Here is a 26,615-nt window from a genome sequence, read left to right as displayed (position 1 = left end):
TTGTTTGAAGGTCATTAAGCCCATCTGAGAGAAATTTCGCTTGATGGGCGCGCTCGGCGCGTCCCTCTGGTCGCCTGTTGGAGGCCTGATACACGGCCGCCGATCCAGCAAGCCGGATCGGCAGCCGTGACGCGTGTCCCCGTCGGGCGCTCCCGGGCCGCCGGCCCGGCTCGCGGAAGTCAGGATCGAACTTTGGACACCTTCTCCTCAAGCAAATCTGCAGGCCGGACCCCTAAAGCTTGGGCAATTTGCCAGATTGTTAGCAATGTCGCGTTTTGCAGCCCTCGCTCCATGCTACTTACGAAGGCCCGATCGACGCCCATGCGTTCCGCCACGGCCTCTTGGCTCAAGCCAAGGGCCAGTCGAAATCGACGCGCGTTCGCTCCGAAAACCTTGCGAATATCCATCCGCAGGATAGGAAGCAATCGCGTATTTTGGCGCTACGTGTTATAATACGCGGAGCTGGTGTTGAAGGTCATGGACGGAGCTTCGATTGCTGAAAATGTGGGGAACGCCGCTTCTTGAATGCTCGTCCGAGCAGGTGGCTTGCCATATGCTAGAGCAGGGAACTGTTCGAGCCGGCAAGGCGCGCGCCTCGCGATTTGATTTTCAATCCCGCGCATATTGTAGTTTCTGATGTCGAAGCCGCCGCTAGATCCTGACGTCGCGGATGTCGCGCCGAACGAGCCGGCGCTGACGGCCTATGACGAACAGCATGTCGTCACGTACATTCGTCTTCTGCAGGCGGAGGGTGAAGAGGCGGACTGGCGCGAAGTGGCTCGAGTGGTCTTGCATATGGACCCAGAGCGAGAGCCGGACCGTGCGCGGAGCGCATATCAGAGTCATCTTGCGCGCGCCAAATGGGTGACTGAGCAGGGTCGTCTCTTACGCGGCACCGGCTCAAAATAGAAGAAAATCGCCGACTGGCGACCCTGCACGCAGAACTATTTTCTTCCGTTATCCGGTGGTCATTCCAGTGCACCACGCGGTGCCAAACTAGGGGCTTCCTACAACCGGCTCGTTCATACCTATTGCGCCGCAATCCTTGTTAGCTGCATGCAATGGGGCGGAAGAAATGCCTGAATTCGACTGGCGATCGCCGGATTCGTTTAAGAGCCTAGAGAATGCTGAGATCACTCACATCGCCTGGACAGGTCTTCGTATGAACGTGGACTACCAACGCGATTACGAAACAATGATCGTGAACGGTCCAGATGGCCAAGTGACCGAGGAATTCAGGAGGAGATGGGGCATCTGCTTTCGCCCATGATCCACAAAAGCCCGCCAAAGAACAGGCGATCTTTTGGACACCTGAAGTTCTAGCATCCGTTGTTCCGGTGGCAATCGCCCCGGCCGCTTCTCACGAGTCAGCGTCTCAGCCGCTGCTCGACTTTACAGTTGGACAGGTGTGCCGCGCCGCCGACGGTTGGCACGCGGTGCTGCACATTGGCTCGGTGGAGCATCGCATCTGGTCGAAACAGCCGCTGAGCGCGTGCGCTCGCTATGCAGCCGAGTTGCCGTTTGACCGCGATTTCGAAGCGCGCGCGCACGCTGCCACGCGGCTGTGGCGCGCGTTAAATGGACGCGCGCCGGGACCTGACTTTCATCGCTTGTCTAAACAACGGCGCGAACGATTATGCGCAGCCCTTCGCGCGGTCGCTGCGTATTTTGACGGCGCGACCTATCGCAGCATCGCAGAGGCACTTTTCGACGAAAAGCGCATACCGGATCGCGCCTGGAAAACGCACGATTTGCGCAGCCGAACCATCCGTCTCGTACGGAGCGGCCTCGCGTTTGTGCGCGGAGGCTATCGCAAACTTCTGCGGCCCGAGCGCAGGGACGAGTAGCGCCGCCCTCCCGGGGGTGCCGAAAATCGACCCCTTGATATTCGGCATCCCCCTCCGACATCGCGCTTCTCCATGATGACCGAATACGCGCCGGCTCCGCCGTGCGCGGTGCGCTGTCTCCTTGGAGTTCTCAAATGCCCGATTCGATCGCCGGTCTACCCCCGCGCTTCCTGCGTACACCGGAGGCCGCGCGGTATCTTGGTCTTTCCGGTCGCACGCTCGAGAAGCACCGCACGTACGGCACCGGGCCCACCTATCGGAAGATCGGCGGGCGCGTCGTCTACGCTCTGGATGACCTGAAAGCATGGGCTGATCTCGGCGCCAAGACGTCAACCTCGGATCCCGGCAAAGGCACTGTGCTGCCGGCCAAGAAGCACCCGGTGCTGCGCCCGTATGCGGGCCAGGAACGTCGCTGATCGCCGCGTGAGAGCAGTGACCATGCGGCGCAAACACCATTCCGAGCGTGACCAGCTTGAACTCTTTCGGGCGCTGCCGGGCGATCTTGCGGCACGCGACGCACAGGATCTGATGGCCTATCCGTTCTTTTCGCTCGCAAAAACGAAGCGGATCGTGCCGATCGATTTCCGTGCAGGTGCGATCGCAATTCGTGTTGAAGCCGTGCCGGAACACGGCATGGCAACCATCTGGGATGCAGACGTTCTGATCTGGGCTGCGTCCCAGATCGTCGAAGCACGCGACGCCGGCCTGAAGACGTCGCGCCTGATGGCTGCAACGCCCTATGAGATTCTGACGTTCGTCGGCCGCGGCACCAGCGCACGCGACTATGACCGGCTGAAAGCGGGTCTCGACAGGTTGCAGTCAACGACAGTGCTGACCTCGATCCGCCAGCCGGAAGAGCGGCGACGGCATCGTTTCTCCTGGATCAACGAGTGGAAGGAGACGGCCGACGCAAATGGCCGTCCATTTGGACTCGAGATGATCCTGCCTGATTGGTTCTATGCGGGCGTCATCGATGACGCGCTCGTGCTGACAATTGATCGCGCGTATTTCGATCTGACGGGCGGGCTTGAGCGGTGGCTCTACCGTCTCGTCCGCAAGCACGGCGGTCGTCAGGACGGCGGCTGGAGCTTTGATCTTGTGCACCTCCATGCCAAGTCCGGCATCCTCTCGCCGCTCAAGCATTTTGCTTATGACGTACGGCAGATCGTTCAGCGCCAGACACTGCCCGGCTATCAGCTCGTGCTCACACGCGATCCGAACGGCACTGAGCGGCTGAACTTCGCACCTACGCCTGTTGATCCCTTAGCGGCACGCCTGCGCCGCCGCGGTCTCATTCCAAATTCGGAGGACAACCTGTGAATCAGCTCGTGCTATCGGGGACCGCAACCCTCGTGCTATCGAGGACCCAATCCTCGTGCTATCGGGGACTGAAATCGAGCTTAAGAGCTTGTTTCCCTGCGCTTTCTCGCCGCTCTAACTTTACTAACCAGAAATCCTTCGGATTTCTTCTAACGGACCAAGCCGGAAACCGCATCGCAGGCGACTGGCAACCGCGGGCTGTCAATCCTCCTTGTCGGCAGAAGCCGTACAGGTGCTTCACCGCCGCCAACGCTTACGGCTCCCAATTCCCGTCTTCGGGGGCGGCGGCATGAGCGATCTCACTGAAGTGGAAGTGTTGTGGCTCGAGAAGCGTATCGAAAACCGCATTCGGTTCGGCCGCATCGTCGAGGAACGGAAGATCGATCGCCACCGACGTGTCCTGTCATTCGCGCCAGGCGGCATCTTTGCTTTCGTCCGTTGGACCTCCAACGACTTTGGGACGATCATTTCTCGGATCGACATCTTGCGCGCAGTCGCACCGGGACAGCGCTACTCGACCGTCCCTTAGGTGAAGCCCGGAGGAGAGATTTTGCTGCGTCTCTCCGGTTGGCCGAAGGTCGAGCGGGTGCTGCAGATGATCGATGCCATCGAGGCGCTTGGCATCGACCCCGCCGATGCCGCTCCTGATCATTGGCATCACGTTCATAACCGTCTGTCCGTCAACGAAAGCCCGCGCCCCTACACGAAGGCGCGCCATCAGGCCTGGCTCCATCGTCAAAGGGTGATGCGATGACACGCCGCCTGATGATGCTGATAACGACGTTCGCGGTTGCTGCTGCGCTCGTCTCCACAATCGCCCTGGAGCCGCTTCCACTCTACATTTGGAACGCATCGGCGAGCGTGCCAATCGGTCTCTATAGCTTACGATCGGCGAAGCGCTTCCATGTCACCGAACTGGTCGTGGTTGAGCCGCCGGAGCCGCTCGCGACCTTTCTTGACCTGAACGGCTATCTGCCGGTCGGCGTCCCCATGCTCAAGCGGGTCTTGGCCCTGCCCGGGCAGACGGTCTGCAGAATGGACCTCACGATTTCGGTTGACGGCATTGAAATGGGCGAGGCGCGAGATCGCGACGGGCGCGGCCTGCCGCTGCCGAAATGGCAGGGCTGTCGCGTGGTCCGCGACGGTGAACTCTTTCTCATGAACTGGCAGTCGGACGACTCGCTTGACGGCCGATATTTTGGATTCCTTCCGGCGTCGGCCGTGATCGGCCGCGCGCTTCCCGTGTGGACATCGGAGGAGTGACCGTGCGTCTTCCATGTGTTCGACTAGCCATTCCTCTGTTCGATCGAATGCGGGGCCATTCCTCCGTCCCGACAAACGATAGCACGGCCGGCGCGCGCAGCGGCGGTCCAGGGCGGCCGAAAGGCCGGCGCGAAGTGACTTTACCCTGGACAGACGCGAGCACAGCGGCACGCTCGCGTTTTTTCGAGAGGAGCCTGGGCGCTGTCGTACAGTTGTTTGCTGCGCTGGCTGTGATTAACGCTGCTGCTATCGCCGAGCCGCGACCGGCAGAGCCAACAGCGAGTTATCGAACTGGCAATTCATTTGCGGAGGTCGTTGAGGCGGCCTCGCGTCGCTTCGGCATCCCGGCGCGCTGGATACTCGCAGTCATAGACGTCGAGAGCGCCGGAGACGTGCGCGCCAAGTCACCCAAGGGCGCAATGGGGTTGATGCAGATCATGCCAGAAACCTGGGCGGAGCTACGTCTGCGATACGACCTCGGCAACGATCCCTACGATCCCCATGACAACATTCTTGCAGGTACGGCATACCTGAGCGAACTGCGTGACCGCTACGGTGCGCCGGGCTCTCTTGCGGCCTACAACGCGGGGCCTGCTCGTTACGACGAGCGTCTTGCCGGCCGTCCATTGCCAGCAGAGACCCAAGCCTACTTGCAGAAGCTTGCGCCAGTCATCGGCAGCGACCTTACCACTTCCAGTGCAGTCGCTCGTCTGCGGTCATCCGCGGGAGTTCTCCTTGTTGTGCGGCCTAAAGGCCCAACGAGCGTTGCCCGGCTGCAGCCTGGGCGTCCACCGAACCGGGCTCCGACGGCTGCATCCGTTCACGACATCTCGGCCATTGTGCCACAGGCAACAGGGTTGTTCGTCGCGAGATCTGATGCGGGAGGCGCGCAATGATGGAACGCGCAAGCTCGCATGCGTTGGCGTGTTCTGGAGAAGAATGGGTGGAATGGGGAGAGCGGTGGGGAAACACGACAGCAGGACGGCGAGATAAAAGGGGCTCGCCGGTCGAACCGCAAGCCACTGGCATGGCTTGGGTTCTGGCGTGCCGGTCGGTCGGGGCGCGTGCCGCGCCTTGCATTTTGGCGAATGCAATCAAAGGCCTTCTCGGCACCGTATGCGCTTTTGAGCGTTGGGAGAGCCGGCCATGACCGCAAGCGACAGCGATCTGCGTGTTCGGCCCGGACGCATCGGCAGTACCCGCGCGCCCAAGCAGAAGAGCTTTATCAACCAGGTGCTGCGTGCCGCGAAGAAGTCCGGACACTCTTCCGGTCAGGCTGCGGCTGGCAGGCGTTCTGCGGCCTATGGACGCTCGACGTTTGGCCGCGGCCGGCTGTCCTTCAGCCGCGCCAGATTGTTCAGCCCGACGCGGCGTGTGGTGGTGAAGGCGCGCGTTGTTCGCCATAAAGGACGTGCCTTCCGCTCAGCACCCCTGACAGCTCATCTTTCGTACCTCAAACGCGACGGAGTGACTCGGAGTGGTGAGCGGGCCGAGATGTTCGATGCCGGCAGCGACCAAGCTGATAGCGCGGCTTTCGCTGAACGGTGTCAGAACGACCGGCATCATTTCAGGTTCATCGTCTCGCCAGAGGACGCCGGCGACATGACGGACCTCAAGGCCTTCACCCGAGATCTCGCCAGGCAGATGGAAACCGATCTCGGCACGCGGCTCGACTGGGTGGCCGTCGATCACTGGAACACCGACAACCCCCACTTCCATCTTCTCGTTCGGGGAGTCGATGCGGAGGGAGCCGATCTGGTGATCTCCCGTGACTACATCAGCCAGGGCCTGCGCTCCCGCGCCGAGGATCTGGTCGCCATCGAACTGGGGCCAAGGCCGGAGCACGAGATCCGTAGTTCGCTGGAGAGGGAAGTCACGGCAGAGCGATGGACGCGGCTCGATCGGGAGGTCCGGTTGGTGGCCGATGAGACCGGATATATCGATCTTCGCCCAGAGCATTCCGCCAAGTCAGATCCCGAGATCCGCCGCCTGATGGTCGGTCGTCTTCAGCATCTGGAGAAGATGGGCGTTGCTGCATCCGCCGCGCCGGGGGAATGGATGGTCGGGCTCGAGGCCGAGCGTAGCTTACGCGACCTCGGCATGCGCGGGGACATCATCAAAACCATGCACCGCGCCTTTACCGAGCGTGGGGAAGCGCGCGGGGTTGCCGACTTCGTCATCGAAGGTGGACAACCAACGTCCCAGATTGTCGGACGGTTGGTCGATCGGGGATTGCATGATGAACTGACGGGCGAGGCCTACGCCCTGATCGACGGAACAGACGGACGCGCGCACCACGTGCGCTTCCGCGGGGTCGAGGCCTTCGAACATGCACCGCCGATCGGCGGTATTGTCGAAGTGCGACGGCTTGGTCAAGCGGGCGATCATCGCCCGACCTTGGTACTCGCGATCCGTTCCGACCTTGATCTTGGTGAACAGGTCACAGCAAAAGGGGCGACCTGGCTCGACCACAGGCTGGTCGAACGCGATCCAATGCCGCTCGCCATGGGCGGATTCGGCCGCGAGACCCGCGATGCCATGGAAGCCCGTACCGAGCATCTGATTCAGGATGGCCTGGCAAAGCGGCAGGGTCAACGCACTGTCCTGCAGCGCGACCTCCTGAACACGCTGCGCCGACGTGAACTGGACGAGGTGGGATCAAGGATTTCGGCCGACACTGGCCTGCCTCACCTGAAGGCCGCCTCCCGGGAACATGTGGCGGGCACCTATCGCCAACGCCTGACGCTCGCCTCGGGTCGTTTCGCCATGATCGATGACGGGCTCGGCTTCCAGTTCGTGCCCTGGTCGCGCGAACTCGAAAAGAGGCTCGGCCAACACGTCACCGGCGTCATAAAGGACGGCGGTGGAATTGAATGGGGCTTTGGTCGGAAGCGCGACCTCGGCCTCTAGCAATCCCTCCAATTCCATCGCGGAAGGGCGTTCGGGATGTCCGGAACCAAAATCCTCTGGGGACAGGTGATCGTTGTCGGCCTGATCGTTTTGCTCGCCATTTGGGGAGCAACCCAGTGGACGGCCTGGCGGCTCTCTTACCAACCCGAACTCGGACGCCCCTGGTTCGAATTGTTGGGCTTGAAGGTCTATTACCCACCGGTCTTCTTCTGGTGGTGGTTCGTCTACGATGCCTATGCACCTCAGGTCTTTGTCGAGGGAGCCTTCATCGCGGCGTCAGGCACGTTCGTTTCGATCGCGGTGGCAATCGGCATGTCGGTCTGGCGGGCGCGCGAGGCCAAGAATGTCGAGACCTATGGCTCGGCGCGTTGGGCTGGTCTGGAGGAGGTGAGGGCGGCTGGACTTCTCGGTCCGGACGGGGTGGTGCTCGGCAAGCTCGACCGCGACTACCTCCGCCATGATGGGCCGGAACATGTGTTGTGTTTTGCACCCACCCGGTCGGGCAAAGGTGTTGGCCTCGTCGTTCCCTCGTTGTTGGCTTGGCCCGGCTCGGCCATCGTTCACGACATCAAGGGTGAGAACTGGCAACTGACCGCTGGCTTTCGCTCGCGGCATGGCGGCGTCCTGTTGTTCGACCCGACCAACCCCAAGTCCTCAGCCTACAATCCGCTCCTCGAGGTCCGGCGCGGGGAATGGGAGGTTCGCGACGTCCAGAATGTCGCCGACGTCCTTGTCGACCCCGAAGGCTCGCTCGACAAGCGGAACCATTGGGAGAAGACCAGCCATTCGCTCCTGGTCGGTGCCATCCTGCATGTCCTCTACGCCGAGGCGGACAAGACGTTGGCCGGCGTGGCCGCCTTCCTGTCCGACCCCAAGCGGCCGATCGAAGCGACGTTAAAGGCGATGATGACCACGCCGCACCTTGGCGAGCAGGGCGCCCATCCCGTGGTCGCCTCGACCGCGCGCGAACTCCTCAATAAATCCGAGAATGAGCGTTCAGGCGTCCTGTCCACGGCGATGTCGTTCCTCGGTCTTTACCGCGATCCTGTCGTGGCCCAGGTGACCTGCCGCTGCGACTGGCGCATCGCGGATCTGATCGCAGATAGCCGTCCGACGACGCTTTACCTGGTAGTGCCGCCTTCCGATATCTCGCGGACCAAGCCATTGATACGCCTGGTGCTGAACCAAATTGGCCGCCGCTTGACCGAGGACTGCACGCCCGTGACCGCCGGCATCGCATCCTGATGATGCTCGACGAGTTCCCGGCGCTGGGCCGGCTTGATTTCTTCGAGTCCGCGCTCGCCTTCATGGCGGGGTACGGCATCAAGAGTTTCTTGATCGCGCAATCGCTCAATCAGATCGAGAAGGCCTATGGGCCTAACAACGCCATTCTCGACAATTGCCACGTCCGCGTGAGTTTCGCGACCAACGACGAGCGGACGGCCAAGCGGGTTTCCGACGCATTGGGTACGGCGACCGAGATGCGGGCCATGAAGAACTATGCCGGGCACAGGTTGAACCCTTGGCTGGGGCACCTGATGGTTTCGCGCCAGGAGACGGCAAGGCCCCTGCTGACCCCGGGCGAAGTCATGCAGCTTCCGCCGATGGACGAGATCGTCATGGTGGCAGGCGCGCCGCCAATCCGGGCGAAGAAGGTGCGCTACTACGAGGACCGGCGATTCACCGAGCGGGTGTTGCCGCCGCCCGATCCAGCGGCATCCGGTCGGTCATCGCGCACGGACGGATGGTCAACGCTTGGAACGCTGAAGGCGGCGCCGCTTCCAACCGACAGCGGGCAAGGAGAAGAAGACAAGGCGAACAGCGGGCTCCGCCGCGAACCCGAACTCCCCGATCACGTCGCGATTGTCAAGGAGACGACCGAACCGACGCCGGCAGAGGAATTTGCCGTTGTTGACGACGACGAGGATGCGGTCCGCCAGTCTCGACTCATGCGCCAGCAGATGCGTGGCGTCGCGCGTCAGATCGCTATGGACCCGAATGACGGTATGGAGCTTTAGGGCATTATGCGCGACCGGATGAACGTGTATTTCCCGCCGGAACTCCTGAAGCAGATCTCGGAACTGGCCGATCGCAAGAAGCTTTCCCGGTCCGCGATTGTGGAAGCGGCAGTAGCTTCGTTTCTGTCACCGGATGGAGGGGACAGGCGGGAAGCAGCCTTTACCCGTCGCCTGGACCGGCTATCTCGTCAGATGCAGAGGCTGGAGCGTGATGTCGGTTTGACGGCCGAAACCCTGGCTTGTTTGCCGTCAGGGCGTGTGAGACAAATTGAAGGATTTTGCGGAGGGAGGATTTCTGGTTCATCGTAGCCACCAGGAGCGAAGATGAAGCAGAAATCCGGACCGGGCAAAGCGCCGGCAGAACAGGTACTAAGGGACATTCGGCGCCAGACCCGCCGGCAGTATTCGGCGGAAGAGAAGATCCGCATCGTGCTGGAAGGACTGCGGGGCGAGGAGAACATCTCCGAGCTCTGCCGGCGTGAGGGCATTGCCGCCTCAATGTATTACGGCTGGTCGAAGGAGTTCCTCGAAGCCGGTAAGCGCCGCCTGGCGGGCGATACGGCGCGTGCGGCGACCTCCGGCGAGGTGACGGATCTCCGTCGTGAGACGGCCGCATTGAAGGAAGTCGTGGCCGACCTCACCCTTGAGAACCGCCTACTCAAAAAAAGCATGAACGGGGATGGGGAGGACGAGGCATGAGATATCCTGCGTCCGAGAAGGCCGAGATCATCCAGTTGGTCGAGCAGTCGCACCTGCCGGCCAAGCGCACGCTGGACAAGCTCGGGATCCCACGCGCCACGTTTTATAGATGGTATGATCGCTATCGTGATGGCGGCGTCGAGGCGCTGGCTGACCACCGGTCTCGACCTGACCGGATATGGAATCGCATCCCCGACGATGTGCGGGGCCAGATCATCGACCTGGCGCTGGAGCTGCCCGAGCTGTCGCCGCGCGAGCTGGCCGTGCGGTTCACCGACGAACGGAAGTATTTTGTCTCCGAGGCATCGGTCTATCGGCTGCTGAAGGCGCATGACCTCATCACCAGCCCCGCCTATGTGGTGATCAAGGCGGCGAACGAGTTCAAGGACAAGACCACCGCCATCAACCAGCTCTGGCAGACCGACTTTACCTACCTCAAGATCACCGGCTGGGGCTGGTACTACCTGTCGACCGTGCTCGATGACTTCTCGCGTTACATCGTCGCCTGGAGGCTTGGTCCCACGATGTGTGCCTCCGACGTCACGGCCACACTCGACCAGGCACTCGCGGCCTCCGGCCTTGACCACATCACCGTCGCGCACCGGCCGAGGCTTCTCAGCGACAATGGTTCGAGTTACGTCGCGGACGATCTGGCCAGGTGGCTCGAACACAAGGGCATGCAGCACGTGCGCGGCGCTCCGTATCATCCCCAAACCCAGGGAAAGATCGAGCGCTGGCATCAGACCCTGAAGAACCGCATTCTGCTCGAGAACTATTATCTACCTCACCACCTCGAACGGCAGATCGGCGCCTTCGTCGAGCATTACAACCACGTCCGCTATCATGAGAGCATCAAAAACCTGACCCCGGCTGACGTCTACTTCGGCAGAGCCGAGACCATCCTAACCGAACGACAGCGCATCAAGCGTGAGACCATCGCAAACCGCCGCTTGCAGCACCAACTGCAGGCCGCTTAAACTCCAACAACAGATGAGCCAGAGCCTCCCTTCTCGAAAAGCCTGATTAGTCTCAAATTATCTGACGACGGACACCTATGTGGTCCCAAGATTCTCGCCGGGGATAGGCTCTTGATGTCCGCTCTGAAACCAATTCTGTTGCAAACGTCGGCGATGGTCCCAAAGAATAGTGCCTGCGGCCCTTCAATGCGATTTGCAGCGGCGGGCGAACGATAATTCGGCGGCACAATTACGACCAATATTTTTCCAGCGGGCAAATTCTGTGAGATAGCGTCAAAGGTTCATTTCGGGGCCGCAGATCTCTGGGCAGGCGAGCGAACTGGATCAGGCTCAAGCGTAACGACAGGTGGAGGCACCACAGGAGACGGCGCAGGCACAGCGAGAGAAGAAGCCTTCTGCGCCTCTATGAGGGTGATCGCCTCACGTAGTTTCTCTTTGTCATCTTCGTCGAAGTCCTTGGCTGCGAAGCAATGCTTGCCGCCCTCGCCAAGCAGCCCACGAGCAAGCTGGGCGGAGAAGTCGCGACGATCCTTCTCAACCGAGATCCAGTTGGATATAATTCCCTTGGCAATCGCGTTTCGACTTACGTTGGCGTCGCAAGCAAGGTCGCGCAGAAAGTCGGCGTGCCTCTTGTCGAACTCTACTTGAGGGATTTGGGTCGAGGCTTTCTTGCACTCCGCCCATTCCTTCGCGAGCACGTCATCGTCGATTGGATCAACGATAAGCCGGTAGCGCATCCGGTTCTTCACTGTTTCTTTCACCTCGGAGTCCAAAATATAAGAGACAGACTCTTCGATAAAAGAGGATATTGCCTCCGGCGTTGCCTGAATTGGTCGAACTTCTTCGCCGTTCAAATCAATTAGTTTTTCGTCGTAATAAAACTGAATGATCGAGGCCGAATCAATCTCTTGTACGTGAGCGCCTCCACACTCTGGGCGAAAAAGGAAACCGAGTGGGAGCTGAGCACGCCACACAGCGGCACCAATTTTGGCATCTGTTAGCCTGATGCTCCGCAGGTCGGCGCCCTGAAGTTGAGCTCGAACGAGTGAGGCGCCCCCAAGCCGGGCTTCAAAGAGCGATGCGCCTTGAAGCTCCGCGTAGTCGAGTAAAGCGCCCTCAAGCCAGGCGGAGCTCAGATTTGCCCCCTGAAGCTTGGCGCTTTGGAGGTTGGCGCCCCTGAGAGTCCCACTGAGGATTGCACCGCTAAGCATCGCAAGACGGAGGTATGCTCCGTCAAGATTGGCAGCGCTGAGGTTTGCACCATAAGCCATAGCTGCTTCGAGGAACGCGCCCTGGAGCTGTGCGCCCATGAGTGAGGCGCTATGTAGCCTGGCGTGCTTGAGGGACGCGTTGCGAAGGTCAGCCCTATGTAGGGATGCGCGGCGAAGATTGGCGAAATCGATTGATGCTCCTCGAAGGTCCGCTCTGTTCAAATTCGCACCAACAAGCTGCGCTGCCGTGAGGTCGACGCGGCGAAGGTCGGAATCAGCGAGGTCGCTGCAATTGAGGTCGCGGTCCCGGAAAATCCGTGTTCGTTCGCCTTCATAAGGTTGTAGTTTCCTATCGGCCGTTGCTTTCTCAATTTTGGCCAGCTTCTCATCGTCAACGACGTCGAGCGGCAGTACTAGGCGATCAAACGAATTCCATCTTGCCCAGTATTGGGCAAGGAACTGGCCCCGATCCTCTGCATAGAACCAACGTTTACATTCCACCGTATCGAGAGGCTGCCCCGCGAACCGATTGATGTGTGGCTCACCGGGGAAAGTGAATAGCGAAAGCGAAATGAAGCCGAACAATGCGACGGCGGCCAATGCAATTGGATTTGTGACGACGCGACGCCATTCGATGTCGCGCTCCGGGTCGAGCGCAAGCGGCCACAACAGGAAGACCGTCGTTAGCTCGACCAACGTCAACAAGCGAAGCGTCCAAGTAACGAGATGGCTGTGGTAGGGCAGAAAGTTGAACTGAAAGAGCAGGAGTATGAGCGTCGGGGCGACGGCGAGCGTGAGCCAGGCCATCACCTTCAATAACCAGCCCAGCCATCCATCGCGCTCGCGTGGGGAGCCAGCGAAGATCTGTGCGAATAGCGTATTGGCAAGGCGTTGGCGAACTCGCGCGTTATCGGCAGCTATCTTGATGTTGTACTTGAGGGCTTCGCTATAGGAGGCCGCGGTGCGCGCGAGCAGCAGCACCTGGATCAGCACATAGCCATGAAAGACCACTAACAGGATTGGCGCGAGAAAGAAGAAGCCGACCAACGGCAGATCGATATTGAGTACAGGGAGCTTGAGCGGATCTTCCAGCAAGAGCTGGCGGTGCGTCACCGTACCCGCCGTTATGACCAGATAGAGCCCGAAGACCAGAAAGCTAACCCAGATGGATGAGACGCGCGTAGCCGAGTCGTTGAGTGACTTCTCCAGCGCTTCAACATCGAAGGGGTCCAGATTGGCGCCCATTGGTGCACCCGCTGACGACACATGGACAAACATTATCACAGTCTAGCGCGCATTAGAACCGCGTCCGTCCGTTCAGAGCGACCGGCCCGGTATGTCGGGAAAAGTGCGACTTCCGAACCATCTCCGAGGTGCCCCAAAGAGAACCTCGCGCATCCGGCAGGGCTGGCGTATCGTTCATTCGATGCGGACCGTCAGGCCGTCGCGGCCGCCACCGAGGTCACGGCGGGGGTGTTCGTATTTTAGCAGTGACCCTTGATATCCTCAGCAAGGAATGTGCTACAACCCGGAGTGATAATGCGCGAGTAGTACCCGTGTAGAGGCTAGAGAGGAGTTGATGGATTATTTTCAAGGTGTGGTGGCAGAGTATCTACGGGCTGACCGATCCGTTTTCATTAACCCGGAGTTCTGGCTGCGGGGGAACTTAGATAAGTCCAAGCAATACCAGAAGCCTCATTGGTACGTAGACGTACTGGCGGTTCACATGCGTCTCAAACAGGTATTTCTCTGTGAGGTGACATACGCAAAGAAAGCTCCTGCTCTAATCGCGAGGCTTAGATCGTGGCGCGAACACTGGCCGGTGATCTTACAGACTCTGCGAGAAGACGCTTCATTGCCATCAGATTGGCCAGTTCGTCCGTGGCTTTTTGCCCCCGACGAGGTGATGACGGCGTTACGGCCCGTCGCTGCAGAACTGCATCCCGATTCGCGGTTCACCGAGTTGGAAAAAGTTATGCCTTGGCTCTATCGCACTTGGGATCACAATCACGATGAGCCGCCAGAGCCTCGCACGATTTCTCCTTAACTCTGAGGGCAATGGGTCGAACCAATGGCTCCGTCGAAAGCGCACCTAAAGTCACGACGTCCCCTGCGCGGTAGGCGTCAGCCCCCGAGGCAACAGTAGGGGTGTTCGCTTTCCAGCGGGTGGCCTATGTGGTCCCAAGGTGCTCGCGGGCACCGGCTCTTGATATCCGCTCTGGACCCCTTTGCGGACGTCAATCGGGTATCACGCCAAGTCCGAAACGGCCCAAAACCGGCCGCGAGCACTTGCAGCAGAAACTCCTTGTGCGTCGGCAGCACGCAACGGCGGCGAGCGCGCGGTCAATGGGATGCGGTTAAGCGCTCCCAGATTCGCCGAGCGAAACTCTTCTCGCCCTCGGCCGCATACAGAGTGTCCCGCCATTTCTCGTATTGGACTGCCCGTGCCTTATAGGTGCTTGCGTTGGCAGGGTCGTCAATCGCCATGTTGATCCTTGTCAGGGATGCCGCGACATACAGAAAATCCTTGAACCCCTTGTTCTCGAACCAGTTGTCCCCCGCGTGGTCGGTGCAAACTAAATAGTACCATCCAAGGTTGGATTTTGCTTCATTAACGAACGCGCTCGGATCGCCGTTGGGGGCGTTAGTGTAATCCCAAGCTTTCTGTAGCCAGCGGTCAATCGCATCGCTGATCGGGAGCGGTTTGCATGATGTAGCCGCGAACTCAGAAAGCAGCGTTGCAACGGAATTGATCGTTGTATTGATCGTCTTGTTCTCGTCGGGGCAATACGTAATGTTATGACCCGGCTTCCACAGCTTTAACCTCTCATCTTTCGAATCGACGAACATCACACGTTTGATCTCGCCGCCGTCCAACATAATTGCCCGATATTCTGGGACGATCCGATACAACTCATGATTTGGCGTGCATCCTTGTGCTTGCGCGCCTGCCGTCGTGATTATCAGAATCATCAATGTAGAACAGATAATCGCTCTCATTTCGTCCACGCTTTCACCACGAGCGGCCAGACCGCCGCACTCCCAGAGGCAGTCCTATCACGTTGAGAGCAGGCCTGTCGTGCGTGCGTCTCAGCAAACTTGGACCCCCGACTTCCGAAGTGGGTCATTCGCGTCGTTTTGACTACCCGACAGCCACATCTGCTCTAGCATGTCGGAAGAGTGCGACTTCCGAACCATCTCCGAGGTGCCCCAAAGAGAACCTCGCGCATCCGGCAGGGCTGGCGTATCGTTTGCCGGACAATCAATAGGAGGTCGCAACAGTGACACCTAGTGAAGCACTGCAGCACATTCTCACGCTCGTGGAAGCATCGGCCGAACTGAAGGACGACACGCAACGCAAAGTCTTATTACGCGGCGTGGTCGTGGTCGCACAGAAGGGCCTCGGTGTGGCACCGGATGGGGTGACCGAATGCGCACCTAACGTCCTGACGTTCCCCACGCGGTGAACTGACGCTCAAACAAGCATTAGGTACCCAATCGAACGCGCACTAGCTGTCAACTCGGCATTATCGCTGTTTCGGATATAGGACGAGCCGGTTCGCGCTGTTCATGGTTGCCACTCTCAGGCGTCTCCCGTTAGTTTGGTTTGCTAGGAAATAAAATTATGTGGTTATCTTTTGAGCAACGAAGAAGGAAGCCGACCACGGCCACTTTCCTGGAGAAGGCTCATGTCGATTACGGACCCGCTCGCAAGACTTGAAAGCCTAATTGCTCAGGCCGAAGCGAAGTTCGGACCGCGACAGCCCGTTGCGCTAACTGCCGTTGGGTTTGCTCGAGTCGGCAATCCGATTACGCTCTTCTCAAAACAAGAGCACGGAGCTGTTATTTTGATGGTCGCGGTCGGCGAGGCGCTCTTGACCGATGAACCCACGCTTCAGTATCAACTCGCCCACGAGGCGGTTCACTGCTTGGCGCACAATTTCAAGATCACTCGTCTGGAAGAGGGGGTGGCTACGCTTTTTGGTTTAGACCACGCCCCGGCGGGGGAAGAGGATAGACTTGATTTCGTTCGCAAGCAGTATCTTGCTGACGTTCGATCCCTGTTGAAAGCCTCGCCAGACGCAATCAGAGTGCTTCGAGGAAAGTCGCCAAAATTTCAGGACATAGAGCCGGCGGATATCGAGGCACTTGGGGCGGCGCCTGACTTGGCCAACCGACTATGCGCGCCAGGATGACGATTGCTCTTCGGTCGGTAGCGGAGCCGTGGGTTACACCTGTTGGATCGGCAAGAAGTTAGCTAAGTCAATTTGGTTACTCATCGAAGCGGGTCACGCGATGACCCACATATCAAGCGAAATGGCGGGGTAAGGTCAATTTGCAGATCCTCTGTTCCACGCCAAATCCAACGGTATATCCATGTCGACAATAACGAGTTTGCTGGTCGCGGGATCGAAGTAGCCCTCGATCGCCAGATGCTTGGCACCGAGCAGCGCGGGCAGAGTCTCGTAGATCCCTTGCAAATGACGACGCTGGCTACTTACGAAAATTTCGACAGCAGACGACAATCGTTCGGTAGCAGCTATCTCAGGAACCCGGAGTTCATCCGCCGAACTGCCGCGGCACGAGACGATCGGATGATGGCCACGTTCGGATTCGAAGACATACATGGCCTGTCCCCAACCAGCCTCCAAAATGAGACCGGTCTCGGCGAATACGACACGGAAGCACATTTGATCGGGGTTCTGCTGAGGGAATATGTTCAATGTCGTTTCGGGATCTAACGAGCGCAAAAACGACAACAGATCGTTGTCCGAGCAGTCCTTCTCAATCACCTCGCTGCGAGCATGGCAGGAACGTCATTTGCGAAAGCCGAGACTCTGGTAACTCGTCCCGGATAGACCCGAACGCGATCGAGATCATCAGCATCTCGAAGCCATTCAAGGCCTGCGGATATCGCGCTGGCGCGGTGATTGGCGAAAAAAGCTGGGTTGCGACCTTGAAAGCGCGGTACGCTGCGATGAATGGCGTGCCTTACGCAAACCAGCGGGTGGCAGAATGTGCTTGGTCCGATATGCCGGGCGTCGACGGCTTTCGTGCCGACATCATCGCTCGGCGCGTTGCCGTCGTCCCTGGTCTCCGGCACTTGGGGTTCGAAGTCGACACGGAGACGGAGAATCAAAGCGGGATGTTCGTGTGGGCCCGTGTCCCGTCTGCGGTCGGCTCCACGAAGATACTGAAAGAGTGTGCGGCGGCGGCGGGCGTCCTCATCTCTGAAGGATCATCCTTTGGTGACGGCTTCGACCAGTTCATTCGCCTCGCGCTGAACGAGCCTACCGAAGTCCTCAAGGAGGCTGTTACGCGCATCGGCTCAGCTGTGGAGTATTTCCATGAAGCGGCTTAACGCCCCATATACGTGATCGCCGTGTGGAAATATGCCACTCAAGAAGCGTTCTAGAAGAGATCATCGGCCGCGGCCTCAACCGCGGCCGATGCCGTGTTTGGCGTTACGGAGCGCAAAACTGCGGATCTTGCCTCGCGAACAATCCTGACGCCGTCGTCTGCGTGATGGAACGTCGGCTTAGGCGGCTGTTATCAGCACTCGAATGACATGGCCAGCGTGATCTCGGCGACATCTCAACGCGGCTTGCGGTGTAGTCTATTAAGTGTTTGTTCCGTGTTCCATCCCAAGCAACGGTCCGTGTCCCCGTCGTGGCTCATATCAGTTGCACTCTGTTACTGTGGCTCACCCGCCGGAACTGAGCGAGCGCGAGTGAACACGCAGATGCATCGCCATGGGCGCTATCATAAATCAGATCGGTTGCGTGTCGAAAAACAATCTCTCGCGCTGGTTCAGCTTTTTGCCGGTTTCTCCGCCACGCTCACCAGAAGCCCCAGTTTGGGAATCGTGTCCGCCGCGCAGCTGAATTCCCATTGCCCAAGGGCAATAGGCTCCTCCCATTCGGTGGCGCTTTGGTCCGGCTTCGATGATTGTTTGAAAAAGAACCCCGGATTGACCGCCCCATGTTCCAGACTAACGATGCGGACGCGTGCGGCATTGCCGGAAAGTCCCGACGAAAAATAGGGAAGTCGATCCTTGAAGTTCTCCAGGGTAAGGGTGCGCCTCCCGTCGGCGTCCTGCTTTTGATTCTTGAAACGATTCCATTCGCCGGCAAATTCGTCCGGAAGAACAAACAGACGATGGACGACCGGTCGGCTGATTGTCTTGCGGCGAGTGTCCCCGAATTGCTTCGAACCCTGTCGCGCCGTGTACTTCACGTGCATGATCACGTCTGTGAGTGTGTCGAAGTCCAGTTCGCGGTTGTCATCCGGTATCAGTTCCAGCGTCCAGGTGCTCGCCGCACCCGCACCCTCAAACGGCAGGTACCGCTCGTCGCGGAAGTTGACCTCGAACATTCCGCTGTCGTTCTGGCCCGTACTTGTGGCAATCGACTGGATGCGCGAAAAGTTTCTCAGAAGATTTTCTTCGTCTCCCTCGTCATCTAGCCTGGCCTGTTTGATCCTTATCTGGCTCTTCGTCAGCGTCAACGTGCAGTTCACGCTGGCATAAGGTCCTGCCACACAAGGGATGCTCAGAGCCACGCTCTTGATTCGTCTGAAATAGTGGCCCGGATAGTCCACATCGAACAGCAGTTCGTCCAGTTCGATCTCGCACCGGCCTGCAGCCTTGAGCGTGATCAGGGCGTCCGGGTTGAGGCGCACGAGCGAGATGTGCTTTGTGATCTCCAGTTCCCGGCGATTGCGCGCCAGATAGTCGACCTCCATTCGCTTCAGGTCAAACAGCAGTGCGTCGCCGGCGAGCAGTCCCTTGTGCAAGCTATCCCAGCCGCGGGGCCGAACATAACTCTCGAACTGTGTGTCTTTCGGACCAAGCTCGAAGTGGAAGGCGCGCTCAACCTGGAGGGCAAACCGCTGGGCCATCTGCCACGACTGAAAGTAAGTCGCGGAAATTTGCGCGATCATCCAGTCATAGAGATCGACGTTGGTGAATTTGCGGTCCTTCAGATAAGCCAGGAGTTCTTCGGCCTGCTCTCTTTGCTTGTCGTGATTGGAGAGCTCTTCCTTCGCTATCTCAACCCTGATCTCGGCTGCAGAGATCTGCCGATCGATTTGGGCGAGTTCCCGGTCTGCAAGCCTTTCCTGCAGCTTCCATTCGTCCCAGCGGCGCTCGTATCCCGCTCTCGTCAGCAATGTGCCGGCTGCTTCTCGCTGCAAGCCGCCCAAGCCACCAAGAAATTGCCCCATCGCGCTCGCGGCCTTACCTATATTATCGCCACCCCACTCCGCATCGGCGCCAGGAGCGCCGCCAAATCCCCAGCCTCCAAACTTGAAGGTCGGGATAAGGAATGCAATGTTCGCCGCTGTGCTGAAAACAAGCCCTGCTGTTCCAAGGCGGGCGCCTTCCTCATTCAGCTCGAGCGACTTTTCTTCGGTGCCTATCGTGTACTTGATGTCACGATAGAAGTCGCGCCTCGCTTCCGTAACGGCCTTTGTGCGTTCGAGACCCGCCTGGTTCTGCAGCGCTTCCTGAACCTGGTTCAGCTTGATCTGCCGCACCAGCTTCAGAAGGTCGATCTCCTGATTGGAACGAAGCCGCGCCAGCGCCTCGGCTTCCTTCTTCTCAATTGCTTGCAGCAAGGCATTTCCGAGGCTGATGACCATTTGCGTCAACTCACCCGCCTTCTGCGCGAGCGTCGCGAAGCGATATTGAGGCAGTTCGCCGGCTCCCTGTGAAAGCACATCTCCGATACTGAGGCCGGCCGCTACCGCCCTGACAAGCAAGCCCGGATCGATCGGCGGTGCGAACAGCGCAAGTTGTCGCTCGACCCCTTCGATATTCTGGCAATGTCTTATTTTGTACAGCCGGTCGGCGACAGTATCCCAGTAGCCCATCAGCTTTTCATTGCGCGGAATGCAGAAGTAAGGAACTTTCAACAGCGCCCCTGCGGGCAGGGGTGGCATGCTGGGAATAACAGTCTCGGATGCGTCCGGCTGCGGTGGCAGCAGGCTTTCCAGCTCTACCAGGCTATTTCCGAAAGAATCGAAGCCGTCGATCTCGGCGCCGTGAATGGCCACTTCCAGTTCGCGATAAGTGCGGCTGTGGAATGTGCCGGGAGCCTTGACGACCCTTGGCCGGGGGCCAAGCAGACGCTCGGCGGTTGTGTAGAGTTGAAGGGCCGCGTTGACCGACTCGCGGGTATCCTGCCGAAACAGGTAATCTCCCCATTGAATGATTGTATCGAGGTAGGCCATGACAGTGGCTTTTTGGAAGGCCACTGTCCTGCCACGCGCGATTTGATGCGGCACGAACGGATTCCGCCGCCATTGTGTGACTTCGTCCTGCCAAAACCTGCCCACGTCCTGATTGTTCGGATCGTTCAACGAAGCGAGGATGTATTCAATCCGCTGCCCGACATAGGTTTCCAAAGGATTGGGTTGACTGTCCCGGTCACGGAACGGTTTTGTCATCCAATAGCGGCCGGGCCCTTTGGGTAGAGCCTTCAGCTTTGCGCCGCTATCATCGCCAAGCTTCGGCGCAGGCAGGCCGCTGGGATTGAAGATGAAGTGAGACCAGCGCTGCGCATCTTCGAACTTCTGACTGAGGACAAGCTTTTGCGAGACCAGCGACGGCAGGTGATAGAAGATCTCCCAGTTGTAACTGGCATAACCGTCTATGCGATCGAAGCTGAAGCCGCTTGTCTCCTTCGGGTATGGTGTCAGCACGGCCGGATGAGGCTTGAACAAGCCTTCAAACTGGTGGTCACCATCCCACTCAAGCGGCGAGGCATTCATGAGCCGTTCGAACCCGCCCGCCGCCAGACTCCGCTTCAGGAAGCAGATGAAGGGGTGATAGAACGCATGGAAATTCAGGCCGAAGCAGCCGATCAGTTGTTTGGTCAACGAGTCGAATGCCGCCTGCTGGTCCGTGTCCTTGCTCCATTGATCGACTAGGTCATGCCACGTTTTTCCGGGCTTGGCGGCTTCGCGGACGCCGAGCTCCTGCAGATTGGCCACGATCTTGCTGATCGTCGCAGGCTCACGATCCCCGGGGCACATCGTCGGAATTGCAACATACCCCCGGCGTCCGTCCTCGTAGAAGAAGGGCACGAAGATGCCGCTTGGTTGCCAGCGGACCGGAACTTGACCAAGCATCTTCAGCAGGTTTGACAGGACATCGTCGACCAGGGTGGTCTGTTGCGTGGTGGTAATCTTGAATATGCCTGGCGTTGCCCCCAGTACCCCGGTGGGAGCAAAATTGTTTGCTACCAAACCCTCGACGACGAGGTCGTCGTCAGCATCGTTGTCCTTTTCGATCCATCGCTGGGTTTCGAGCGCGCTATCCTTAAACCGCGGGAGAGCGGTTGCTGCCGAGGTCCCGATCTTCTTCAACGTTTCGGGAGAGACCAACTCCGGATATCCGCGGCAACCCGCGAGATTGAAGGCTCCCATCAGCGTCGGTTCGGCTTCAGGCGGCAATGGCACGTAGTTTTCATTACCCTTGTCATCCTTGGCTGACCCCACCATCGAAGATGCGATGATGAAGAAACCGAACTCCGGATGATCTTCGGCCGGGAAAGAAACGCCGCGCGGCTCCTGATCTCGAATGACAAAACGGCATCGCTTGCGCTCGAGCGCCATCTGGTCGCTCGCAGCATTCACGAGCTTCGGCGATCGTATGGCTTCTTTTGAAGTTCGCTTGGGCTGCCAGAGGCCATTGCTGCGCTCGCTCATGGCAAGCTGGATGCTCCATCCCCTGGGAGCGGTCGGAATTGCTTCTTTCTTTCCCGCCGTGGGGTTCGGAACCTCGATCTTGGCTGACTCATCCGTGACATCAGCAAAAATCGGCCATGCGATGTTCAGGCGATTGTTGCGGACAAACAGCAAGACATGATCTGTCGCGATGTCGAGGTCGATTTTCTCCCAGGCGGTCCAATACTTCTCCTCGACAAACCGTCGATAGTAGTAGAGCGAAGGATCGCCTCCCTTGGTACGCGCCACGACGTGCAGCACGCGACCTTCCTTCTTGCCGTTCTCGGAATACTCGGTGTCCTGATAGTGGATCGCCAGCACTTCCATGAAGGCCGCGTCGTCGAGCTTGTCGAGATATGTTCGTGCGGGGATTTCAACGTTGAGATCATTGACCTCAATCTGGGACAGCGACTGTTCGAATTCCTTGAAGAATTGCGACTTGTCGTCCCGTAGATCCGGCTGGATCCAGTTTTCCGGGTAAAGGAAGATTTTGCGGTTAGCCTGCCAGACGCGGTAATTTCGCATCCACGGCCACTCCTGCCAATCGTTACCGTGGTTGTCGTCGGCCCTGGGGTCGACTGACGGCTCCTGACCCATCAGGCAGCGTTGAGCGAACAACTGCACGACGGCATGCGCCTGCACGATGCGTGACGTGGGCATGCAAGAGCACATTTGCGTATCGATCAGAAAGTGATCGTACAGATCGTTGGCTTCCTTGAAGCAGCCGTGGCTCGGATCTGCTATCAGATAGCTGACGAGTGCGTCGCGCTTCAGTTCACGAATGGGGCCCTGGATGTCCTTCAGCGTATCCAGCCAGGACGACTCATCCGACTTTTGCTTCAGGCATTGGCGGAGAACCAGCGCCAGTTCGCGCGACACATCTTCCGCAACGAGCTTGTCGAGGTCCGCGAAAGATATCCCGAGGTTGCCGATCGTGTCTGCAGCGCGCGCGAGCCTCCGGTAGGTCGAGGCGACCTTGAAGCGGGTGCGGTCAAGATGCAAATCCAGCCGCTCGGCGGTGTCCAGTAAATTGACGTCAGGTGAGCCAAAAAGCTGGTAACAGATGCTGACGATGTCGCGAATGGAATCCAGACCGGTCAAAGGGCTGCCGCTGGCGTCCTTCGGGGTCAGGAGTGCAAGTTCGAACGCCGTTGATGCGCCAATCTTGACATTGGGATCGGTGGGAGTTTCCTTGAGTGGATACGTTTCCATGAGTTCGAGACCCTGCAGCAGCAGGGCGAGCCTTTTGTAATCGGCCGCGGCATCGGTGCCGTTGGCCGTCAGAGGCATCTCATCCGGCGAAAACCAGCCAAGCAGTTGAAACCGGTTGGCATCGGGGGCTGCTGACGTCCGCAGCAGCCCCCACAACAGCTGCTCCTCCGTCTGCAACTTCAGGGTATTGGTGAAGCCGGAGATCTTGTGAGCCAGCCGCACTGCAACGAAGAGTTGGCTAAGCCGATCGCGCCACTGTTTGACGTCGGCGAGCGCGGGTGGCTCGTTCCAGGACTCGATTGGATTTCCCTTCAAGACGGCGTCGCGGAACTTTCTTTGCTTGTCGTCCAGATTGGCGATGCAATCGTCGGTGACGCACAATGCGCCGTCCCACAACGCCTCGATTGCCTTTCTTAGTTCGGGCGTCGCGCCGGTCGGCACGGGGTCCAGCGCCCAGGCCGGGGCGGACAAAATGGCGAGCAACTCGCCGCCTTTCGCCGGCTTGCCGCCATCGGGCATACGGCACCAGCGCAAGATCGCCTTAGCCTGCTCGACAGGTGTCTTGAAGGACTGGCTGACGACTTGAATGGTGATGCCAGTCCGCATCTCGATATCGACGTGGTCGAGCAAAATGGTCACGAGGTCGTGCGCCCATTTCCGATGGGCGACATGACCGGCGGGTTGCTCATCCGTTTCGGTCCAGGCACCGTTGGCGTTGACTGGCGCCAAATCGGCCGATGCGCTCACGCCGGCGATGTCTGCCAGCGGCTTCGCCTTCAGCAGGGCTTTCAGACTGTCGACATCCTCCTGGGTCTTTCTTTCCTGGACGAGGGCCACGATCTGCCGGGCTGCCTCCGCCGAAAGGCCCTCGATCTGCGACAGCACAGATGACAGTTTCTCGACGCAGGCTGTCATCCCGTCGCCGAGGACGGAATGTTGCGAATCCTCAACCGGAAGCGTGATCTCCTTGGCAGGTCGTGCATCGCTGACGGCTCTGAGCTTGAGGCGCAGATCCGAAAGCAGCCGCGCTACTCCGGTATCGGCAATGACCCGCTTCTTTGCTTCCCCGGAATTTTGTGTCGTGTGAAGCAGCCAGAACTGCAGGTCGGCGACACCGATGTGCCACTTCTTCAGTAGCGCGATGACCTCACAGAGTTTTCGCGTCACGACGGGCTCTGCGAGCGCATCCTTGATGCCGAGCAGCGACAGCAGCGAGATCAAATCTCGCATGTTGAGGCCAAACTTTCTTGCGAATTGGAACCAGGCCCATACGCGGGAAAGGTTGGCAAGCGACAGTTTGGCAGCGACGTTCGCACCGGGTTCGTTGCCGCAATAGGCAAGTAACGCTTCCAGTTGCTCCAGCGGAATTCCGATAGCTCTGGCAATGGCGGGCTTGTGGTTCGCCAGATCAGGGCAGGGGGGTGTGTCGGCAGTTTGGCATTGAGGCGGTGGACAGAACTGATCTGTCAGGAACGCCTGGTAGGGGTGGCCGTCATCGCCCTTCTGCAGGAAAATGCGGCGATAGTCCGATGGCTCGCCGAGAATCGAGATGTCGACAAACCATTGTGCCACCTTCGTGGGGTCGATACCGATATCCGTCCCAAGCCGGATGATTTCGGCGATGCGTGCAAGGCAGTCGTTGTCGAGCACGCCCTTGCCGACGGCCGGCGACATGATCAGGCGGTCGAGCAGGTTCATCGGCCAGCGAACCTTTCGCCACAGCCGAAGGAAGCGATTGATCCTGTCGAGGGCCGGCTTGTCCAGCCCGTCGATACGCATTTTTTCGGTGTCGCATCGCGAGGACGTATCGGTCGGATCGTCGGGGACGATATGGAGCGTTTTTCCGCAAGGGTTGATGAAGCCGCCGGCGAGCAGTTCATCCAGCTGACTCTTGCCAACCGGCTCCGTGGTCAAACCCGTATTGTCGAGAAAGCGGCGTAGCTGCGCCATGCGTTTCAGGATGGTTTCCGAAGCCTCCGCCCAGTATTCACTCTGGTGGTTCGGATCCGGCGTTGTGATCAACTGGCGTTCGATAGAGGTCAGACCGAGCGCTTCGGTCGCCGCAGTCAGCCGATCCGCCGTGGTGCCGTCGGGCTCTTTCGACAGAGCCCGAATAATGGTTGCCCGATCGGTTCCCATCTTGCCCAGATAGGCCGTCGCCTCGACGCGATCCGCGTCGAACGGCAGCGCCAGCGCGAGGTGGCTGCCTTTCAGCATTTTGACAGCTTCCTGATTGACGTATTCAGGCGCAGCTGCGATTTCCTTTTCGGTGCCGTAGGTCTGCCGCAGTTGCCTGACGAGCCAGCGAGGACAACCGGCCTCTTCCCCATCCCGCTTGAACAGGATCAGAGCCCGTTCATCCCGCACCAGACGGTTGTCGAGCGAGTCCGCGGTGACCTTCGCTTTTCCGGTCACCTCGAGAAAGCCGTTGGCCCTGAGCGCGTTCAGTACGATGTCCGGGATCGGGCCGGGTTCCAGTTTCATCGGCAGCCACAGAGGCTTTCGCCCGACGAAATCCTCCAGCAGTTCGTTGACGAGGTCGATATAGGGGACCGGCGTCATTGCGTTTGCGCAATTGAGATCCAGGTATCCGATATCGGGCCTGCGGCTCATCAGCACGTCGAAGACGTGCTTCGCGCTTGCGGGGGCCGCAAGGCAGGGCGCCGGCGTGCCATCGCCCGGATTGCCCGCCTCGAGCTTTTTGAAATATTCCAGCACGTCGACGAGGTATGACGCCGGCCCGTAAATCGAATCGCATTCGTCGCATGCACAGGCGTCCAGCGAACCGAACAGCATTTCCCAACTGGGCAGCTTTGTGGCGCCGCCGGCGTCGGGTGTCTTCATTTGCTCGCGCAAGCGATTACGGTCGTCGGGCGAACAAAGCGCATCGACGTGTTGTGCGGTAGCCAGGGACTGCGCTTCTGCAAATGCATGCGCGACGGCATCCGCGCGGGCTATGGCGCGGCTGTAAAGCTGGTCAGCGCGCTTCTTCAATGCGGTGGGATCGCCGCCGACCTGGGCGCCAATTGCGTCCGCATAGGCGGCGGCGAAGGCGCCCTGGCCCCGCGACTGGATTTTCAACGCACTGTCCAGGTTGCGGCCGTCGGGAGCCCTGGAGAGGAGGAAGCCGACTTCCGCCGGATCCTGGGTGAGCATCGCGGCCCGACGCAGCGACAGCAGCGCCTCGGTCTGCGCCTTGTCCAGGCCGATATCTGCACTCTGCTGTCGCGCGTTGCCGGACAGCAGGCCAAACGCGCCGTTCGGGCCGTCTGCTTGTTTCGCCTGACCGACCAGGACATTCGTCGCCGCACCGGCGTACAGATCGGGAAGTTTTCCGCTGTCGATGAGCGACTTCAGGACTTCGTCGTGAGGCGACGGTCGGCATTTGCCGTCCTTGCAGAAGCATTCACGATCGATGTAGCGATGGAA

17 protein-coding genes and 3 pseudogenes are annotated in these 26,615 nt (G+C 59.2%); 15 read left to right on the top strand and 5 right to left on the bottom strand.

The genetic code is table 11. From position 1 onward, the window contains the following. Window positions 1-179 precede the first annotated feature (179 nt). On the bottom strand, window positions 180-407 hold the full coding sequence (locus tag WDM24_RS36020; protein ID WP_007594546.1) for a helix-turn-helix domain-containing protein: 228 nt from the start codon (window positions 405-407) through the stop codon (window positions 180-182). A gap of 229 nt (window positions 408-636) precedes the next feature. Between WDM24_RS36020 and WDM24_RS36015 the strand changes: the two genes are divergently transcribed. The 12 genes and pseudogenes from WDM24_RS36015 to WDM24_RS35960 all read left to right on the top strand — a co-directional run bounded on the left by WDM24_RS36015 (window position 637) and on the right by WDM24_RS35960 (window position 11,034). Next, window positions 637-909: a DUF2285 domain-containing protein gene (locus tag WDM24_RS36015; protein WP_338829122.1), complete on the top strand. Its 273-nt coding sequence runs from the start codon at window positions 637-639 to the stop codon at window positions 907-909. Between the two features lie 166 nt (window positions 910-1,075). Next, the gene (locus tag WDM24_RS36010; protein WP_338829121.1) at window positions 1,076-1,270 is read left to right on the top strand and encodes a transcriptional regulator domain-containing protein; all 195 of its coding nucleotides are present in this window, start codon (window positions 1,076-1,078) and stop codon (window positions 1,268-1,270) included. 67 nt (window positions 1,271-1,337) lie between these two features. Beyond that, window positions 1,338-1,847, top strand: a complete 510-nt coding sequence (locus tag WDM24_RS36005; RefSeq protein ID WP_338829120.1) for a DUF2285 domain-containing protein — start codon at window positions 1,338-1,340, stop codon at window positions 1,845-1,847. Window positions 1,848-1,981: 134 nt separating this feature from the next. After that, complete coding sequence (locus WDM24_RS36000) at window positions 1,982-2,263, top strand: helix-turn-helix domain-containing protein (protein ID WP_338829119.1); 282 nt, start codon at window positions 1,982-1,984, stop codon at window positions 2,261-2,263. A 22-nt stretch (window positions 2,264-2,285) separates the two neighbouring features. Continuing rightward, window positions 2,286-3,167 (top strand): replication initiator protein A, encoded by an 882-nt coding sequence (locus WDM24_RS35995; protein WP_338829118.1) that lies wholly within the window; start codon window positions 2,286-2,288, stop codon window positions 3,165-3,167. Window positions 3,168-3,456: 289 nt separating this feature from the next. Further along, a pseudogene (locus WDM24_RS35990) lies at window positions 3,457-3,921 on the top strand (DUF2840 domain-containing protein). Further along, the gene (locus WDM24_RS35985) at window positions 3,918-4,430 is read left to right on the top strand and encodes a S26 family signal peptidase (RefSeq protein WP_338829117.1); all 513 of its coding nucleotides are present in this window, start codon (window positions 3,918-3,920) and stop codon (window positions 4,428-4,430) included. Before WDM24_RS35990 ends, WDM24_RS35985 begins: the two are co-directional and overlap by 4 nt. A gap of 212 nt (window positions 4,431-4,642) precedes the next feature. Further along, complete coding sequence (locus WDM24_RS35980; RefSeq protein WP_338829116.1) at window positions 4,643-5,326, top strand: lytic transglycosylase domain-containing protein; 684 nt, start codon at window positions 4,643-4,645, stop codon at window positions 5,324-5,326. A gap of 250 nt (window positions 5,327-5,576) precedes the next feature. After that, a complete protein-coding gene (locus WDM24_RS35975) occupies window positions 5,577-7,340 on the top strand; it encodes a relaxase/mobilization nuclease domain-containing protein (protein ID WP_338829115.1) in 1,764 nt (587 codons plus the stop codon). 36 nt (window positions 7,341-7,376) lie between these two features. Continuing rightward, window positions 7,377-9,358, top strand: a pseudogene (locus WDM24_RS35970) (conjugal transfer protein TraG). Window positions 9,359-9,364: 6 nt separating this feature from the next. Beyond that, window positions 9,365-9,598, top strand: a pseudogene (locus WDM24_RS35965) (CopG family transcriptional regulator); the annotation flags it as partial. A gap of 84 nt (window positions 9,599-9,682) precedes the next feature. Further along, window positions 9,683-11,034, top strand: a protein-coding gene (locus WDM24_RS35960; protein WP_166208706.1) for an IS3 family transposase whose coding sequence is annotated in 2 segments (ribosomal slippage) — window positions 9,683-10,019 and window positions 10,019-11,034 — 1,353 coding nt in all. Because the reading frame shifts where the segments join, the coding sequence is not laid out codon by codon here. A 281-nt stretch (window positions 11,035-11,315) separates the two neighbouring features. Here WDM24_RS35960 and WDM24_RS35955 read toward each other — a convergent pair. Beyond that, entirely contained in the window at window positions 11,316-13,490 is a 2,175-nt protein-coding gene (locus tag WDM24_RS35955; RefSeq protein ID WP_338829113.1) for a pentapeptide repeat-containing protein, read from the bottom strand. Window positions 13,491-13,824: 334 nt separating this feature from the next. Here WDM24_RS35955 and WDM24_RS35950 point away from each other — a divergent pair, with 334 nt between their 5' ends. After that, entirely contained in the window at window positions 13,825-14,292 is a 468-nt protein-coding gene (locus tag WDM24_RS35950) for a hypothetical protein (RefSeq protein WP_338829112.1), read from the top strand. A 296-nt stretch (window positions 14,293-14,588) separates the two neighbouring features. On the opposite strand, the gene WDM24_RS35945 is transcribed toward WDM24_RS35950, so the two are convergent. Next, window positions 14,589-15,245 (bottom strand): hypothetical protein, encoded by a 657-nt coding sequence (locus WDM24_RS35945; protein ID WP_338829111.1) that lies wholly within the window; start codon window positions 15,243-15,245, stop codon window positions 14,589-14,591. Between the two features lie 689 nt (window positions 15,246-15,934). Between WDM24_RS35945 and WDM24_RS35940 the strand changes: the two genes are divergently transcribed. Next, window positions 15,935-16,441, top strand: a complete 507-nt coding sequence (locus WDM24_RS35940) for a hypothetical protein (RefSeq protein WP_338829110.1) — start codon at window positions 15,935-15,937, stop codon at window positions 16,439-16,441. 135 nt (window positions 16,442-16,576) lie between these two features. Here WDM24_RS35940 and WDM24_RS35935 read toward each other — a convergent pair whose 3' ends face one another. Beyond that, window positions 16,577-16,873 (bottom strand): hypothetical protein, encoded by a 297-nt coding sequence (locus WDM24_RS35935; RefSeq protein ID WP_338829109.1) that lies wholly within the window; start codon window positions 16,871-16,873, stop codon window positions 16,577-16,579. Window positions 16,874-16,968: 95 nt separating this feature from the next. Between WDM24_RS35935 and WDM24_RS35930 the strand changes: the two genes are divergently transcribed. After that, complete coding sequence (locus tag WDM24_RS35930) at window positions 16,969-17,607, top strand: aminotransferase class I/II-fold pyridoxal phosphate-dependent enzyme (RefSeq protein ID WP_338829108.1); 639 nt, start codon at window positions 16,969-16,971, stop codon at window positions 17,605-17,607. A gap of 449 nt (window positions 17,608-18,056) precedes the next feature. On the opposite strand, the gene WDM24_RS35925 is transcribed toward WDM24_RS35930, so the two are convergent. After that, window positions 18,057-26,342 carry a neuraminidase-like domain-containing protein gene (locus WDM24_RS35925; RefSeq protein WP_338829107.1) on the bottom strand — a complete coding sequence of 2,762 codons (8,286 nt, stop codon included), beginning with the start codon at window positions 26,340-26,342 and terminating at the stop codon, window positions 18,057-18,059. Window positions 26,343-26,615: the final 273 nt, after the last annotated feature.

The organism is Bradyrhizobium sp. 27S5 (genome assembly GCF_037217225.1).
GTDB lineage: Bacteria > Pseudomonadota > Alphaproteobacteria > Rhizobiales > Xanthobacteraceae > Bradyrhizobium > Bradyrhizobium septentrionale.
This window is presented reverse-complemented; position numbering and strand designations above follow the sequence as displayed.